Origin of the sequence: Arsukibacterium sp. UBA5043 (genome assembly GCA_002415085.1) — a bacterium.
Classification (GTDB): domain Bacteria; phylum Pseudomonadota; class Gammaproteobacteria; order Enterobacterales; family Alteromonadaceae; genus Alishewanella.
In genome coordinates this window covers 84,483-100,840 of the sequence record DIBV01000016.1, presented here as the reverse complement: position 1 = coordinate 100,840, position 16,358 = coordinate 84,483, and the positions used below count along the sequence as shown (strand labels likewise).

Below are 16,358 nucleotides of genomic sequence, written 5' to 3'. Positions count from 1 at the left end.
CAGTTGTAAATATTGCTGATTAATCAATAACGCCACAGGCAATACGTGGCCCGCTATCGCCAGCAGGGTTAGTCGAATAGTCGTCCTGGCCCTGATGTACTACCAGCGCTCGATTTTGCAGATCGTTAAGCGTTAAACCCGGCATAGTAACATCCTGCTGAGCGCCCATATCATCAACTACCAGCATCGGCAAATCGCCTTTATGACCGTTTCCATCAGGGCCAGTGTGCTGACCGGTATCCGTTGGATCATAATGGCCACCCGCGGCGGCGGCTGCAATCTTTTTACCGTCTTTTACTTCAGGTTCACAGCTTGGATTCTGGTGGATATGAAAGCCATGCTTACCGGGATTCAGGCCCATCAGGTTAGGGCTGAAAACCAAATCATCACCACGCTGGGTAACGGTTATTGTGCCTGCACTGGCGCCAACTTCATCTGTTGTAACGCGATTCATATAAACAATCAGCGTTTTACTGTCGGTGTTTGCATTGGCGGGTGAGCGTGGCTGCTCGGCTAAGGGCGCGGCATCACTGGCCGGCATTGTGTCAGGAAGCGGATCTGTGTCCGGGCGTTGGTCAGGGTTACAGCCCGCTAACATGCCTGCGGCGACGACTGACAGTGAAAAAATCCGTAATCTCATCATGATCTCCTTCTGTTTTTCTGCTGGCAATATTTGCCACGTAACATTATTCACTGCTGGAAGTGCAATTTTGAGGCCAATCGGCCAATGGAAGTTAGTACAGCAAGCTGGCACGTGCTTTGCTTTTGTAACAAATTAGTAGCCAAAGCAACCAGCTGTCAGCAGGAGAGTACTGATGCCGTATGATCAACGCAGTGAATTGCCCGATTCTGTCCGGAAGGTATTGCCAGAACATGCTCAGGAGATATACCAGAAGGCATTTAACAGCGCCTGGGATGACTATAAAAACCCTGATGATCGGCAGGGTGATGACAATCGGGAAGAGGTAGCACATAAGGTAGCCTGGTCCGCAGTGAAACAGCGTTACCGTAAGAATGACGACGGTAACTGGGTTGCCAGCTAGCTAACAGTCATGGAGTGTAAAGATGCCATATCTTCATGTTGGTGACGGCCATCAGCTTTATTACCAAATTCAGGGCGATATTCGCAGCGCTACGCCGCTGCTGTTTCTGCATGGTGGCCCGGGAGCCGGCGTCAGGCCTGGTGATAAAAAGCTGTTTGCCGGATTACGCCGGCCGGTGATTTTTATCGATCAGCGAGGATGTGGCAGTAGTCATTTTGCCGGGCGGTTGCACGGCAACACCACCGATAAGCTGCTTGCAGATGTAGAGCTATTGCGCCGTACTCTGGCAATCGACAAGTTTATGCTGGCCGGCGGCAGCTGGGGTAGCACTCTGAGCTTGCTTTACGCTATCCACTATCCGCAACATGTTTTGCGGCTAATCTTATGGGGCGTCTTTTTATGCCGGCAACAGGAACTTGACTGGTTTTACCTGCAGGGAGCAAATCAGCTTTATCCTGATGAATATCAGAAGTTTATCGATACCATCGGCCCGCATGATCAGCCGGTAGCGGCTTACTATGAGCTGTTAAACAACGGCAGTAACAGTCAGCAGCAAGCCGCAGCTGAAAGCTGGGCCAGGTGGGAGGCTGTGAATTCATTTTTAACGCCAACTCAGCAAAAAATTGCTGAATTCTGTGATCCCACGACCAGCTTACCCATGGCGCAGCTTGCCAGTTATTACTTCGTCAATAATGGTTTTATAGCAGACGATTACATTTTGGATCACTGCGCTGCTTTGCAGGACATTGCCATCGATATTGTTCATGGCCGCTATGATTCCATCTGTCCCTGTGCTTCCGCATGGCAGCTTGACAGGGCGCTACAACAGTCGCGGCTGCTCATTACGCCACACGCGGCCCATGATGCCAGTGAGCCTGAGAACTTTGCTGCACTGCGGGCAATTCTTCAGACAATAGAGCCAGAGGAGTAACTATCTTGGACCCGGTAGCCAGTGACAGCAAAACAGCAACGCGACCGCAGCAGAAAAGCGGCACCAGAAAAGCCTTACTGGGTATGGCAGGCAGTGTGTTGTTTGTGGCTGTGGTGCTTGGCCTGCTGGTTTATTTTGGCGTCCATACCGAGGTTTTGAAATTGCTGGAGTGGTTTAAGCAGCAGGGTGCCTGGGCGCCATTGCTGTTTATATTGATTATGGCGGCGGTCGTGGTGCTGCTGTTACCCGGGGCATTGTTTACCATAGGTGCCGGTTTTGTATTTGGCGTGGTGCAGGGCTCGGTTTACGTGGTACTGGGCACAACGCTGGGTGCAACCATAGCGTTTTTGCTGGCGCGTTACACCTTTGGTCAGCGAGCAAGACACTTTATTATGGCCCGGGCAAAGCTACAGTTGGTTAATGAAGAACTGAGTAAAAATGACTGGAAGATAGTGATGCTCACCCGCCTTATCCCTTTTTTCCCAAGCAAGATTTCAAACTATTTTTTTGGTTTAACGCAGTTCTCGTTGCGCGGATATATTGCCGGTTCGTTACTTGGTTTTATTCCCTTTACTGTTCACAACGTGTATCTGGGCTCGTTAGTGGCCGATATCACGACGTTTGAATTTGGTGCACAGCAACGTTCGGGCTGGGAGTGGGCCCTGTACCTTGGTGGTTTTATCGCCGCTGTGGTTGTTATCATTTATCTGAATCGGCTGGCTAACCGGGCGCTGACCAAATATACCAAGCAAAACACTGATAAGGAGCCTTTGGCATGACCTGGTTAAAGTGGTTGCCCTGGCGGTACGTGGTGCGCTATGTCGCCCACAAGCATGGCTTTATTGATCCTGTGGCGTTACTGGCCAAATTACACAATTTTGCTCAACCCTCTGAAGTGGGCGAGCCGATCGAGCTGCTGCGTGCCGGAGTGGTGTTTCACGCGCGCGGTTTAATTAACAGCCGGGTTATTCAGCATAACCTGGATTGGGTTTGGCCGTACTGGATTGAACGCCAGTTTGACCCAAATGATAAGTCATTTATACCCCGGGCATTTTCCATTACTCATATTAACCTGACTCATCGCAACTGGACTGCGATCGGTTACCCGGATTGTCCTGAGCTACCCATTGTTGACCCCCGGGGTTTGCTCACGCCATTTTTGGACAGCTGGTCGCTGGATGGTTGGATTATGCCTGAGCAGGGAGACTGTCTGCTGCCCTCCCGGGCAGACGACAGTCAGCAACAAATGACCGTCGCCGGCGATGTTAGTATCACCACCACCAGCCGCAAGCAGGGCATGATTTTACAAAATACCGCCTGGGTAGCGCTGGAAGACGGTGTGCCGGTAGCAAAAATGCGCCTGAAAGCAAAAGCTGATACAGCGGGCTATCTGGTATTAGCATTGCGTCCACAAAACCCTGAGGGGGTCAGTTTTATTCATAAGGTATTGCTGAACGGGCAACATGATCAGTGGCTGGTTGATGAGCGGAAACGCGTTTATTTCAACCGGCCAGCTGACAGATACCATGTATCTGCCTATAAACAAGGAGATGTCTATATTCACCTTGCAGATGCGCAGCAACAGACAGAAGGTCTCTGTGATGTGGGTATGGTCACGGCTGCCGCGTTATTCAAAATGTCGGAGAATGACTGGCATGAAATAGAAATAACAGTGCCGCTAACCTCTGCGGCGCAGCCACAATTGCAAGCAGACGCCTGGCCGGCAGAGCAGCAAAAATGCTGTCAGCTGCAGTGTCCGGATCCGCAATATCAATTTTTATATGACGCCGCAATAAACTCATTAATTCTGCATTCTCCCGAAGACGTCTATCCCGGGCCCTACACCTACAAACGGTTCTGGTTCAGAGATGCCGCTTTTATTATTCATGCGTTATTGTGTGCGGGTCTTACCGAGCGCGCCGCCCGGGCTTTACAGCAGTTTCCTGCCAGGCAAACCCTGCTCGGTTACTTTCGCTCGCAAGAGGGGGAGTGGGACGCTAATGGCGAAGTACTGTGGATCCTTAAGCGCTACGTCGAACTGACCGGCCGCGAGTTGTCATCGGACTGGCATAGCCCGCTGAAAAAGGGGGCGCGCTGGATAATCAATAAACGGCTGTCAGATAAGCTCGACGCCCCGCACGCCGGATTATTGCCTGCCGGTTTCAGCGCCGAGCATCTGGGCCCCAATGATTACTATTACTGGGACGACTTCTGGGGCGTTGCTGGTTTGCAGGCTGCCGCCAGCCTGTTTAAAGAAGTTGAACCAAAGCTGCAACAAGAATTTACCGATGCTGCTGCGGATTTCAGTGCGGCAATAGATAGCAGCCTGCAGCAATGTGCCAGCCGGCTGAAGCGACCTGGTATGCCTGCATCACCTTACCGGCGGCTGGATGCCGGTGCCATTGGTTCGCTGGCTATTGGTTATCCGGTGCAATTGTGTCGCCCCGACGACCCCCGCTTGCTGGACACAGTAGAATTTTTGCTGAAGCGCTGTTTTGTTCAGGATGCGTTCTATCAGGATATGATTCACTCAGGGTTAAATGCTTACTTAACCCTGCATGTTGCCCAGATTTTATTACGAAATAATGATCCCCGTTATCTGGTGCTGATGGATGCTGTAGCAGGGCTGGCATCGCCCACCGGTCAATGGCCGGAAGCGATTCATCCGGCTACCAAGGGCGGTTGTATGGGTGATGGCCACCATGTGTGGGCCGCTGCCGAATGGCTGTTGATGGTCCGCAATTGTTTTGTGCGCGAGGAAGAGGACCATCTGGTGTTAGCGGCTGGCGTGCCCGATCGTTGGCTAAACAGTGAAAGTGCTATCCGGTTTGGACCGGCGCCTACCCGGTTTGGCAGTATTAGTCTGACAATTCGCCAGCAGGATGAAAATGTTGTGCTGCAGTGGCAGGCAGACTGGCATAAAGCAAAGGGACCGCAGCTTGAGATCTGTCTGCCCGGTTATCAGAGCCTCTCGGTAGCAGCTGCAACGTCAGGACATGTCAATTTAATAAAACGGAGCTCCAGCAGATGAATATTGTCATCTTTACCAATACCTATACCCCGCATGTGGGCGGGGTGGCGCGTTCGGTTGAGGCATTTGTAACCGAATACCGGAAGATGGGGCATCGGGTATTGGTCGTGGCGCCGGAGTTTGCCAATATGCCTGAGCATGAACCTGATGTGGTGCGCATTGCTGCCATTCAGAATTTTAATGCCACTGACTTCTCCGTTGCATTGCCGTTTCATGACAAGCTCAGCCAGATCCTTGATGAATTTAAGCCCGATATTATTCACTCCCAGCACCCGTTTCTATTGGGAATGAGTGCCCTGCGTACCGCCCGCTATCGCAAGTTACCCTTGGTTTTTACCCACCATACTCTGTATGAGCAATATACCCATTATGTACCGGGTGACTCGCAAACCATGCAGCATTTTGCTATCGCGCTGGCAACCCGGTACGCCAATCTCTGCGATCAGGTTATTGCGCCAAGCCAGAGTATTGCTGACTTATTGCACGAACGGGGTGTGACCAGTCCGGTCAGGGTGATCCCGACCGGGGTGTATCTGGAAAAGTTTGCCAAGGGCGATGGTAATTTGGTCCGTCAGCAACTTGGCATTCCGGCAGATGCTATGGTGATAGGCCATCTTGGCCGCTTAGCGCCGGAAAAAAATCTTACAATACTTAGCCAGGCAGTGGCCGATGCGCTATGTGCGCACGCAAAGGCACACTTTCTGGTCGTGGGAGCAGGGCCTTCTGAACAGTCAATCCGTCATATATTTGCAGACGCAGGGATAGCTGACCGCTTACATATGGCCGGCGTGCTGCAGCAGCAATCTCTGACGGATGCGCTGCACGCCATGGATATATTCGGATTTGCCTCGGCCAGCGAAACCCAGGGAATGGTAGTGACCGAGGCGATGGCTGCAGGCTTGCCGGTCGTGGCCTTTGACGCTCCCGGCGTCCGCGAAGTGGTGGTAAATGACCAGAATGGTCTGTTACTCAGCCAGAAAACATCCACAGCTCTGGCGACGGCGTTGAGTCAGCTGATGGAGAACCCCGCAAAGATAACAGCGCTGGGTGAGGGAGCACTGCAAACCGCAGGGAATCTTGCTATGTCATGTTCGGCTGCAAAAGCTTTGCTGTGCTTCCGTTCGGTACTGGATAGTGTACCTGCCAGCACAAAAACAGAAAGAGACTGGGAAGATGTGCTGGCCTGGATAAAAGCCGAGTGGGATATTTTAAGCAGTGTCGCGGTGGCGGGTACCACTGCGATAAGCAGCGGCTTATTTGCTGACGGCAAATTAGCTGCCAGCAAAAAATAACCGGATCCCAGTCCACTTTTATTAATTCTTCAGTACCTTTTCATTATTAACGCTGTCCGGAGAACCTTATGATCAGTCGGGTCGAAGTATGGTTTCGTTGGTTAAGGCGCAGCCTTAGCCGCAGTCACTGGTTTACACACCTGCTGCGCTTGCCGGTGTCAAAAGGTTCGGGGGTCCGCTCGGGTCTGATTATGATCCAAATCGATGGATTGGCGCAGCCACAGTTACAACAGGCATTAAAGCGCGGCAAAATGCCATTCTTACAACGCTTGTTGCAGCGCGAGAATTATAAGCTGCAAGCGCATTATAGTGGTTTACCCGCAACCACTCCTGCTGTGCAGGCAGAACTGTTTTATGGCGTGAAAACAGCCGTTCCGGCCTTTTCATTTCGTGATCGGCAAACCGGCGAAATTGTCCGGATGCTGCAACCTGATACTGCCGCAAAGGTAGAGCAGGGCTTACGGCAGCAGAGCCACGCGGCGCTGCTGCAAGATGGCAGTGCCTATTCCAATATTTACACCGGCGGGGCTGCTGAATCCCATTTTTGCGCTGCGACAATGGGTTGGGGGGCGGCCTTGCGCGCCGCTAACCCTCTGGTATTGCTGGGGCTTTTTATCAGTAATTTATACAGCGTGTTGCGGATTATTGGTTTGTTTTTTCTGGAATTAGGGCTGGCAATCGTCGACTTTTGCCGCGGCATTATTAAAGGTCAGGACTTTCTTAGTGAATTAAAATTTATTCCGGCCCGGGTTGCAGTGTCCATCGTGTTGCGGGAGCTTTGTGTCATAGGTGGCAAGATGGATATTTCCCGGGGCCTGCCGGTGGTGCATATCAATTTACTTGGATACGATGAACAGTCCCACCGCCGTGGACCCTCGTCGCTGTTTGCCCACTGGACCTTAAAGGGTATTGATGACAGCATTGCCCGGCTCTGGCGTTCAGCACACCGCTCGCAATGGCGTAGTTATCAGGTATGGCTTTATTCTGATCATGGCCAGGCCAAAGTCACGCCGTATCACGTAATGCAAGGTTATCCGCTGCAACAGGCGGTAGATGCCAGCTTTGAAAAACTGAATTCGTTACCGGCGGGCCTGCAGCGCAAAGTTACCGGCAGCGTACAAACCCAGCGCGCACGCTTATTAGGGGGGCGAAAAGTACAACGGATGTTTTCTGTCAATATTAGCGACGACCAGATGGGCGCTGATAACCAGATTAAGGTGGCAGCACAGGGCCCGGTGGGCCATATCTACACCGGTTTGCCATTATCTGAGGCCGATAGCGCTTTGCTGGCAACGGAACTGGCGGCTAAACATAAAGTACCGCTGGTGCTGGTAGTGGCAGGGCCTGATCGGCTGCGGGCCACCACGGCTGACGGCACGTTTTACCTGCCGGAAGATAAAGCTGCAATATTCGGCAACGATCATCCCTTTCTGGACAGCGTCGCCAAAGATATTCTGCGGTTGTGTCAGCATCCGGATGCCGGCGAGCTGGTGATTATGGGTTGGCGAAAAGGGGTAAAGGCCCAGTCGTTCGCTGATGAGAATGGGGCCCACGCCGGCGCAACTCCGGCAGAAACGCATGGTTTTGCAATGTTGCCGGAAGATGTGACATTGCCTGATACGCCGTATGGTTATATCAGGCCATCCGATATCTACCATGCTGCGCTGCAACAGCTGGGCAGGCGTTCATCAAAGCCGGCTGGCCGCACTGCCAGCAGCCCGGAGCGCTGCGACAGCCTGCGGGTAATGACGTACAACGTACATAGCTGTATTGGCCTGGATGGCAAAATTGACGTTGAACGGATTGCCAGGGTGATTGCCCTGGCTAAGCCGGATGTCGTGGTACTGCAGGAACTGGATGTGGGGCGCGATCGCACTCAGGGCCTGGATCAGGCACAACTGATCGCCAGGCAGCTGGAGATGGAATTTCATTTCCATCCGGCAATGCATTTGGAGGAAGAAAAGTATGGCGACGCTATACTTACCCATTTACCCCTGACCCTGGTTAAAGCAGGTCCACTGCCTGGTTTGGCTGATAAACCAAAACTGGAGCCGCGCGGCGCAATCTGGGCTACCATCGAGCTGCATGGCCAGCAGATTAATATTATTAACACTCATCTGGGGCTGCAACCCCGAGAGCGTCTGGCGCAAATTGATGCGCTGCTGGGCGAAGAGTGGCTAGGTCATCCGGATTGTGCCGGGCCGGTAATATTCTGTGGTGATTTAAATGCGCAACCGGGTTCAGAAGTCTGTCGGCGTCTAAACCAGAAAATGACAGACGCCCAGACGCTGCTGGAAGGGTATAGGCCCCGGGGGACCTTTCCCAGTCGCTTTGCCGCCATTCGGATAGATCATATTTATGTCAGTGAGGCCGTGGAAGTAACCGCTGTGGAGATACCCGGATCGCAGCAGGCAAAAATAGCGTCAGACCATCTGCCGCTGCTGATTGCCCTGGCCATTCCACGGTCGCAGACTGTAGCTGAAAAACCTGCTTAAAACTCAGTCTGCTTTAACCAGATGGCTACTTTTTTGGCGAAATAAGTCAGAATGCCATCGGCCCCTGCGCGCTTAAACGCCAGTAACGACTCCATAACTACTGGCTGCTCTGCCAGCCAGCCATTCTGAATAGCGGCCATATGCATCGCGTATTCGCCGCTGACCTGATAGGCAAAGGTTGGCACGCCAAATTCATCCTTTACCCGCCGCACTATATCTAAGTATGGCATACCGGGTTTAACCATAATCATATCGGCACCTTCTTCCAGGTCCATCGCCACTTCGTGCAGGGCCTCATTGCTGTTAGCGGGATCCATTTGATAATTCTTTTTATTGCCGCCTTTTAAATTGCCGGCTGAGCCCACCGCATCCCGAAATGGCCCGTAATAGTTGGAGGCATACTTGGCCGAATAGGCCAGAATGCGGGTATTTACAAACCCGGCTTGTTCCAGTGCTTCGCGAATCGCGCCGATCCGGCCGTCCATCATATCTGACGGGGCAACAATATCGGCGCCGGCTTCTGCATGTGACAATGCCTGTTTAACCAGGGCTGCGGTGGTAATGTCATTCTGAACATAGCCCTGCGCATCGATAATCCCATCCTGACCATGAATGGTGAATGGGTCCAATGCCACATCGGTAATGATGCCAAGTTCTGGCGTATGCTGTTTCAGTAACCGCACGGCACGTTGGGCCAGACCATCCGGATTCCAGGCTTCTTCTGCCTGCAGCGATTTATGTTCAGCCGGGGTAACCGGAAACAGCGCAATAGCAGGAATGCCCAGCGCGACCAGTTCTTTGGCTTCTGTAACCAGTAAATCCAGACTAAGTCGCTCGATGCCTGGCATGGAGCTGATACCTTCCCGTTGGTTGTTACCTTCAATAATAAACATCGGGTAAATTAAATCATTTACGCTAAGCTGGTGTTCCGCCATCAACCGCCTGCTAAAGTCATGCTCGCGCATGCGGCGGGGCCGGCTGGCCGGAAAAAAACGGTTAGTTTTCATTTAATGATCCCTTACTGATTGGGGTTACGATAGCGTTGGCACTGGCTGTCCGATTGCGCCCCAGATATTTTGCCTGATAAAGCGCACTATCGGCTGCTGCAATGTAATCGTTGCTGCAACTATGGGCATCAGCCACTGCCGCATAGCAACCGGCACTGAGAGTAACCGTTAAACTAAGTGAGCCTATTTGCAGTGGTGTGCTGCCGATTTTTTGTCTGATATCTTCTGCCAGTTCAATACATCCGGCCAGTGAGGTACCGGGTAGTAACATAGCAAACTCTTCACCGCCATAACGAAACACGGCGTCGCTGCTGCGCTTTAAGCCGGCGGATAGCTCACTGGCTATCTGCTGGATAGCGGCATCGCCCGCCAGATGACCATGGGTGTCATTAATCTTTTTAAAGTGGTCGATATCGACTAACACCAGGCCGAGGCATGTTTTTTCACGCCGGCTGCGATTGAGCTCATTTTGCAGCCGTTTATCAAAACAAGCCCGGTTGAATATGCCACTTAGGGTATCCAGCATACTTTGCTGTTCCAGTAGCCGGTTTTTTTCTGCCAGCTCGTCCAGGGCAATTTGTAATTCCAGTTGCTGAATTTGTGTGCTGGCTTCGAGTTGCTCGGTGTATTGGCGCTGCCAGCGTCGCCAGTGCCACGCTACCACCACGGTTGTGAGCAACACACCTGCGGATGCTCCGCCAATCAGCCACAAGATGTCGTTGATGTTCATGTCGGCAGTCCGTTAAGTGTGAACAGCCTGCGGGCATTGTCAGTAGTGCAGCGTGCCAGTTGCTGGCTGCTAATGTTTTTTAAACGACAAATTTCAGTGGCAATGACTGGCAGCAGCGCCGGTTCATTATATTTGGGGCGGGGTTTAATGGTTCGAGGTAATAAATAAGGTGCATCGGTTTCCAGCAATATCCGATCCAGCGGCAAATACTGGATTGCCTGCTGTAAGCTTTGACCACGGCGCTCGTCACACACCCAGCCGGTAACGCCTATATAAAGACCTAAATCTAGATAAGCTTTCAGCTGACTACTGTCACCCGTAAAACAATGGGCAACACCATGGCTTACTTGCTGCTCTTTTAGCATACCCAATTGGGTAGTAAACGCGTCACGTTCATGTAGGTAAACAGGTTTCTGTTTGTTTTTTGCCAGTTGCAACTGACTGGCAAAAACGTATTGCTGCTGCAACCGCGGTGAAAAATCGCGATTAAAGTCCAGGCCACACTCACCAACAGCAACCACAGCAGGTAACGCCAACAGGCTCGCCAGTTGTTCCAGCCAATCATTGGCGACATTAGCGGCCTGGTGAGGGTGCACGCCGGCAGTAGTATAACTACCACCCTGCGTGATACAAAACTGCTGATTCTGACGGCTCTCATCAATATCGGAGCCAATTAGGAGTAAACCGTTAACACCGGCTTGCTGCGCGCGGCGCTGAATTTGCTGTTCAATCCCGGCAAACCGTGTACTGAACAGGTTAACGCCACAGTCGAACCAGCCAGGATGCGTGCCGGTTTCAGTCATGTTAATCGACCCGGCGAACCTTTACAGTTCGGTTATTATCGTCGTTGCCCAGACGAAATGAATTAAACATACCCCGTTTAATATAATGTTGTTCGCCAACCGCAATTTTATAGTAACCATTGTCTGATTGGCGCCAGATCTGACCATTATCAAATTCTACAATCAACTCTTTGTGCGGACTATAGCTGATATTGCTCACGGTCACATAAAGCTGGTCAACCCGTTTCTCAGCAATTTTCTTATGTTCAAGGCCAAAGTCTTCGTCAGCTTCTATGGTACCAGCCACCACTGTGCTACGGTTTACTGCTGTCTGTTGGGCCAGACTTGTGGCGCTTTGTCGAGCAGTGTGATCAGCCGGGGCGGGAGTAGCAGCTGAGTGGGTGGTCAATTGCAGGTTGATTTCATCATAGCACAGCAGTCGTTTCACAGAATTTTGCTGTTGCCGGCACTTGTTAAGCGCAGCGGACAGCTCGCTAGCTTGTGCCAAAGGGCTAAGCAGGCTGGTAGTGATCATCAGCAAAGTACTGAACAGGCAAAGTATTTTTTTCATTATTGTTGGTCTTCCTCTGCAGTTTGTTCCGGCTCGGGTCTTGGCTGATAAAAGCGGCTTAACCATAAACCTGCTTCAAACAGTAACCACATGGGCACCGCCAGAAGGGTCTGGGATAACACATCAGGCGGGGTAAGCAGCATTCCCAGCACAAAAGCGCCAACGACAATATAGGGCCTTTTACTGGCAAGGGTGGCCGGAGTAACGGTACCAGTCCAGACCAGCAGCAAAATGGCCACTGGAATTTCAAATGATAAACCAAAAGCAAAAAACAGCTTTAACACAAAATCGAGGTAGCTACTGATATCAGTAGCAACAGTAACACCAACGGGCGCTACGCTGGTAAAAAAGGCAAACACCAGCGGAAATACCACAAAATAAGCAAAGGCAATACCAGCGTAAAATAGCAAGGTGCTGCTGATCACCAAAGGCGCGACCAGACGCTTTTCTTTGCCATACAAGGCGGGGGCAATAAACTGCCAAACCTGTAACAAGATATAAGGAATAGCCAGACATATAGCCACGATAAAGGTAAGTTTAAAAGGCGCAAAAAAAGGCGCGGCAACGTCAGTGGCAATCATACTGCTGCCCTCGGGCAACACGGCAATAAGCGGTGCTGCCAGCACCTGGTATATATCAGCAGCAAAATAGGCCAGACAGGCAAAAACTACAATTACTGCGATAACGCATTTTAACAAGCGGTTGCGTAACTCCAGTAGATGGCCAAGCAGACTATCGGCTTCTGGTTTAGTTTTCATTTTTGTTTTCAACAGACTTAATATCAGCGCCAGGTTCTGACGCCGTGGATTTGTTTGCTGCCGGTTCTGCCACCGGCGCTGACGGCGGGTTTACTGATTTCGCTGCCGCCCGTAGTTCGTTCAGCGCGGCTTGTTCATCCGGGGTCAGGTTAAGCAGGTTTTTACTTTCGGCATCTTTTAATTTCTGATGCAGCTCGTGCACCCGCAGGTTTTCGCTAAGCTCCGCCTGCATCTGGCTGCCAAACTGTTTCACACTACGGATGGTTTTTACGGTACTGCGGATGGCACCGGGTAACCGTTCAGGCCCCAGCACCAGCAAGGCAATAACCCCTATAACCAGCAGTTCCCAGAAGCCCATTTAGCTTTTATCTTTCTCTGTTTGTTTAGTTGACTCGGTCTGGCCATCGCTGTGGGTACGTTTTTGCTCTGCCAGTTGTTCGGGTGTTTCGTCTTCTGCCGGGGGTTCATCTTTTATCGAGCTGCGAAACCCCTTGATAGCCGAACCCAAGTCCGTGCCAATGCCGCGTAATTTTTTGGTGCCGAATAACAACACGATAATTGCCAGAACAATCAACAATTGCCAAATACTAATGCCGCCAAAACCCATAATAATTACCTCTGTAATCTATGCTGAAGTTGCTATGCCAGTTTGCAACATGTTTATGACAATAGTGCTTTTGCACCGAAAAAGATAGCCCCGCCCAGCAACGCACCGGCCAGCCACAGTGGCCCGAAACTCAGCACTATAGTACCACTTATCAGGGTGCCCGCTGCAAGTGCTGCTGCAACAATTTGCCGGTTGGTTTTGTCCTGTTGGCGCTGCAGCAACTGCAACTGTTGTAACAGCATTGCTTGTTGTTTGGGGCCTTGTTCCAGATAACGATGCAGCAAGGTTGGCATTTGGGGCAGTTTTTCTGCCCAGAACGGCGCATTGTCCTTAACCTGGCGCCACAATGCGGGTAAACCAACTTGCTGTTTTACCCAGCTTTCTAAGAAAGGTTTGGCGGTTTTCCAGAGATCCAGTTGCGGATAAAGCTGGCGGCCCAGGCCTTCGACATACAGCAGCGTTTTTTGTAACAGCACTAATTGCGGCTGAACCTGCATATTAAAACGGCGGGCTGTGCTGAATAAGTTCAGTAACACGTGGCCAAACGAAATTTCTGCCAGTGGTTTCTGAAAGATAGGCTCACAGACGGTTCTGATAGCGCTTTCAAACTCTTCCACGTTGGTATCCAGCGGGACCCAGCCAGAGTCAAGGTGCAGCTGAGCAACTTTACGATAGTCGCGGTTAAAAAAAGCGACAAAGTTCTCAGCCAGGTAACGTTTATCTTCACTGTTTAAGGTGCCAACAATACCGCAATCTATACCGATGTATTTCGGGTTGTGCGGATGCTCACGCGACACAAATATATTGCCCGGATGCATATCGGCATGAAAAAAGCTGTCGCGAAATACCTGGGTAAAAAAAACCTCTACCCCACGTTTAGCCAGCAGTTCCATATCGGTTTGCTGGGCATTCAGGGCCGCTATATCTGACACTGGTATGCCGTAGATGCGCTCCATCACCATTACATTGGGGCGGCTGTAATCACTATGTACGTAAGGGATATATAAGGAGTCAGAGCCTTCGAAATTACGGCGCAACTGAATGGCATTGGCGGCTTCACGCTGCAGGTCAAGCTCGTCGATAATGGTTTTACGATATTCAGAGACCACTTCGCGTGGTCGCAGTCGTTTGCCGTCAGGTAAGTAGCGGGCGGCAAAAGCTGCCAGGCCATCCATTAAATCCAGATCAGCAATAATTTGTTTAAGGATGTCTGGCCGAATCACTTTGATGACAACATCTGCTTCGCTGCCATCGGGCAGGCGAAGCACTGCGGCATGCACCTGGGCTATTGAGGCTGATGCCAGGGGCACAACATTGAAACTACTGAATAATTCATTAATGTCTGTTAGTTCCAACGCTTGCTCAATAAGCTGTTGGGCTTGCTCGCCGGGAAAAGGGTCTACTTTATCCTGCAACCTGGCCAGTTCGTCGGCAATGTCAGCTGGCAACAGGTCACGCCGGGTCGACAACATCTGGCCAAATTTAATCCATACCGGGCCCAGGCTCTGCAACGCCAGCCTCAGGCGCTTGCCTACCGGATAATCCGGATACCGGTTATACAACCAGAACGCACTTTTGCGCATGCTGCGCGCATACCAGGGTTGCCAGGCGGGCGGAATTAACTCATCAAGACCGTACTGCAATAACGTTTTCTGAATATGGTAAAAACGGCTGAATCGCAACGGCTACTCCTTCTGGCCTGGCAGGCTGGCAATAAGCCGGTCAACCCGGGCTCTGAGTTCACTGACATCCTGGCTAAATTGCTGCAATTCCAGACTGGTTGGGCTGAGCAAGAGTTCGTCCTGGCCCAGCATGGTGACACTATGGCCAAGCAAGCTCACTTTTTGTTGTAAGTAACGCTGCAGTTGACCAATGATTAAGCCAATTTTATGTGCCATGGCGTCACCGACATAGCCTGCTAATGCCTCCTGCCAATCGGGGTCCAGGCGTTGCAAAAAATAGCTGTATTGTTGCGCAACCTGAATATCGCCCTCAATTTGCAGCGCATCAGCTTTAATCAGCCGGGTTAACTGGCTGGCGTCACGAAGTTGTCGCAGGCTGGCTAAATCAGTACTAATGGCGCAATCAACGGCTTCGTTATGCTGGTTAAATAATAGACGGTCGCTACCAGCAGTAAGTACCAGTCGCACATTAAATTCACGCAAGGTAAAGGCTAATTGTTTACCCTGAAGTTTCTTTAAACGCTCATTGGCGCCACTATCCATGCTGATCAAGCTATGGCACAGGCGTTCGGCACTGGCGCAGAGCATTTGCGGCAACAGGGCGGGTAACATCAGAATTTAAAACCTCGATGCAGGGCAACAATACCACCGGTCAGATTGTGGTAGCTGACTTCAGCAAAGCCGGCTTCAGCCATCATCGCCTTTAGGGTCTCCTGATCAGGATGCATCCGGATCGACTCTGCCAGATACTGGTAGCTTTCTTTGTCATTGGCAATTAACTGGCCCATTACCGGCAGTAATTTAAAAGAATACATATCGTATACTTTACTCAGCCATTGCTGTTCAGGTTTGGAGAATTCCAGCACCAGCAGCCGGCCGCCGGGCTTTAATACCCGAAACATTGATTTTAAGGCGGCAGCTTTGTCGGTGACGTTCCTCAGGCCAAAGCCAATACTGATAATATCAAAGCTGTTATCAGCAAAAGGCAGTGCTTCAGCATTAGCCTGAACAAACTCAATATTATTTATCAGCCCTAAATCACGTAACTTGTCACGCCCAACGTTGAGCATTGACTCGTTAATATCGGCCAGCACTACTCTGCCATTTGTACCAACCCGGCGGGAAAAAAGCGCAGCAATATCACCCGTGCCCCCAGCCAGATCAAGTACATGCTGCCCCGGCCTGACTCCGCTGCAATCAAGGGTAAAACGCTTCCATAACCGGTGAATACCCAACGACATAACGTCATTCATAATGTCATATTTAGCAGCAACTGAATGAAACACGTTCGCCACTAACGATACTTTCTCAGCAGCAGGGACGGTTTTATATCCAAAATCGGTTGTACTATGTGTTGGTTCAGTCATGAAGTTGCCTGTTTCAGCGCCAAAAAAGAGTGACTAGTGTAAAAGAATTGACCGCACTAGCC

Annotated in this window: 17 protein-coding genes; 6 read left to right on the top strand and 11 right to left on the bottom strand. The window is 51.1% G+C overall.

Annotated elements, in window-relative coordinates; all coding sequences use genetic code 11:
* Positions 1-19 precede the first annotated feature (19 nt).
* The gene (locus B2Q61_RS13590) at positions 20-643 is read right to left on the bottom strand and encodes a superoxide dismutase family protein (RefSeq protein WP_290621897.1); all 624 of its coding nucleotides are present in this window, start codon (positions 641-643) and stop codon (positions 20-22) included.
* Between the two features lie 172 nt (positions 644-815).
* On the opposite strand from B2Q61_RS13590, the gene B2Q61_RS13585 reads away from it, so the two are divergent.
* From B2Q61_RS13585 to B2Q61_RS13560, 6 genes are all read left to right on the top strand, one after another.
* Positions 816-1,043, top strand: a complete 228-nt coding sequence (locus B2Q61_RS13585) for a ChaB family protein (RefSeq protein ID WP_290618277.1) — start codon at positions 816-818, stop codon at positions 1,041-1,043.
* A gap of 22 nt (positions 1,044-1,065) precedes the next feature.
* Entirely contained in the window at positions 1,066-1,974 is a 909-nt protein-coding gene (gene pip, locus B2Q61_RS13580; RefSeq protein ID WP_290618278.1) for a prolyl aminopeptidase, read from the top strand.
* Between the two features lie 5 nt (positions 1,975-1,979).
* Entirely contained in the window at positions 1,980-2,753 is a 774-nt protein-coding gene (locus B2Q61_RS13575) for a TVP38/TMEM64 family protein (protein ID WP_290618279.1), read from the top strand.
* Positions 2,750-5,005, top strand: a complete 2,256-nt coding sequence (locus B2Q61_RS13570; RefSeq protein WP_290618281.1) for a hypothetical protein — start codon at positions 2,750-2,752, stop codon at positions 5,003-5,005. Before B2Q61_RS13575 ends, B2Q61_RS13570 begins: the two co-directional genes overlap by 4 nt.
* Positions 5,002-6,297 (top strand): glycosyltransferase, encoded by a 1,296-nt coding sequence (locus B2Q61_RS13565; RefSeq protein ID WP_290618283.1) that lies wholly within the window; start codon positions 5,002-5,004, stop codon positions 6,295-6,297. Before B2Q61_RS13570 ends, B2Q61_RS13565 begins: the two co-directional genes overlap by 4 nt.
* Positions 6,298-6,365: 68 nt before the next feature.
* Entirely contained in the window at positions 6,366-8,792 is a 2,427-nt protein-coding gene (locus tag B2Q61_RS13560; protein ID WP_290618285.1) for an endonuclease/exonuclease/phosphatase family protein, read from the top strand.
* On the opposite strand, the gene hemB is transcribed toward B2Q61_RS13560, so the two are convergent.
* Genes hemB through ubiE form a run of 10 tightly spaced genes read right to left on the bottom strand, consistent with a single transcriptional unit; the run spans position 8,789 to position 16,296 of the window.
* The gene (gene hemB, locus B2Q61_RS13555; RefSeq protein ID WP_290618287.1) at positions 8,789-9,799 is read right to left on the bottom strand and encodes a porphobilinogen synthase; all 1,011 of its coding nucleotides are present in this window, start codon (positions 9,797-9,799) and stop codon (positions 8,789-8,791) included. The genes B2Q61_RS13560 and hemB overlap by 4 nt on opposite strands.
* A complete protein-coding gene (locus B2Q61_RS13550; RefSeq protein ID WP_290618289.1) occupies positions 9,789-10,529 on the bottom strand; it encodes a GGDEF domain-containing protein in 741 nt (246 codons plus the stop codon). The genes hemB and B2Q61_RS13550 overlap by 11 nt, the downstream gene beginning before the upstream one ends.
* Positions 10,526-11,332 (bottom strand): TatD family hydrolase, encoded by an 807-nt coding sequence (locus B2Q61_RS13545; protein ID WP_290618291.1) that lies wholly within the window; start codon positions 11,330-11,332, stop codon positions 10,526-10,528. Before B2Q61_RS13545 ends, B2Q61_RS13550 begins: the two co-directional genes overlap by 4 nt.
* 1 nt (position 11,333) lies before the next feature.
* A complete protein-coding gene (locus B2Q61_RS13540) occupies positions 11,334-11,882 on the bottom strand; it encodes a hypothetical protein (RefSeq protein WP_290618293.1) in 549 nt (182 codons plus the stop codon).
* Entirely contained in the window at positions 11,882-12,640 is a 759-nt protein-coding gene (gene tatC / locus B2Q61_RS13535; RefSeq protein ID WP_290618296.1) for a twin-arginine translocase subunit TatC, read from the bottom strand. The genes B2Q61_RS13540 and tatC overlap by 1 nt, the downstream gene beginning before the upstream one ends.
* Positions 12,630-12,998 (bottom strand): Sec-independent protein translocase protein TatB, encoded by a 369-nt coding sequence (gene tatB / locus B2Q61_RS13530; protein ID WP_290618298.1) that lies wholly within the window; start codon positions 12,996-12,998, stop codon positions 12,630-12,632. Before tatB ends, tatC begins: the two co-directional genes overlap by 11 nt.
* Complete coding sequence (gene tatA, locus B2Q61_RS13525) at positions 12,999-13,247, bottom strand: twin-arginine translocase TatA/TatE family subunit (protein ID WP_290618300.1); 249 nt, start codon at positions 13,245-13,247, stop codon at positions 12,999-13,001.
* Between the two features lie 53 nt (positions 13,248-13,300).
* Complete coding sequence (gene ubiB, locus B2Q61_RS13520; RefSeq protein ID WP_290618302.1) at positions 13,301-14,929, bottom strand: ubiquinone biosynthesis regulatory protein kinase UbiB; 1,629 nt, start codon at positions 14,927-14,929, stop codon at positions 13,301-13,303.
* A 3-nt stretch (positions 14,930-14,932) separates the two neighbouring features.
* The gene (locus tag B2Q61_RS13515) at positions 14,933-15,541 is read right to left on the bottom strand and encodes a ubiquinone biosynthesis accessory factor UbiJ (RefSeq protein WP_290618304.1); all 609 of its coding nucleotides are present in this window, start codon (positions 15,539-15,541) and stop codon (positions 14,933-14,935) included.
* Positions 15,541-16,296, bottom strand: coding sequence for a bifunctional demethylmenaquinone methyltransferase/2-methoxy-6-polyprenyl-1,4-benzoquinol methylase UbiE (gene ubiE, locus B2Q61_RS13510; RefSeq protein ID WP_290618306.1), 756 nt, complete (start codon positions 16,294-16,296; stop codon positions 15,541-15,543). The genes B2Q61_RS13515 and ubiE overlap by 1 nt, the downstream gene beginning before the upstream one ends.
* Between the last annotated feature and the right edge of the window lie 62 nt (positions 16,297-16,358).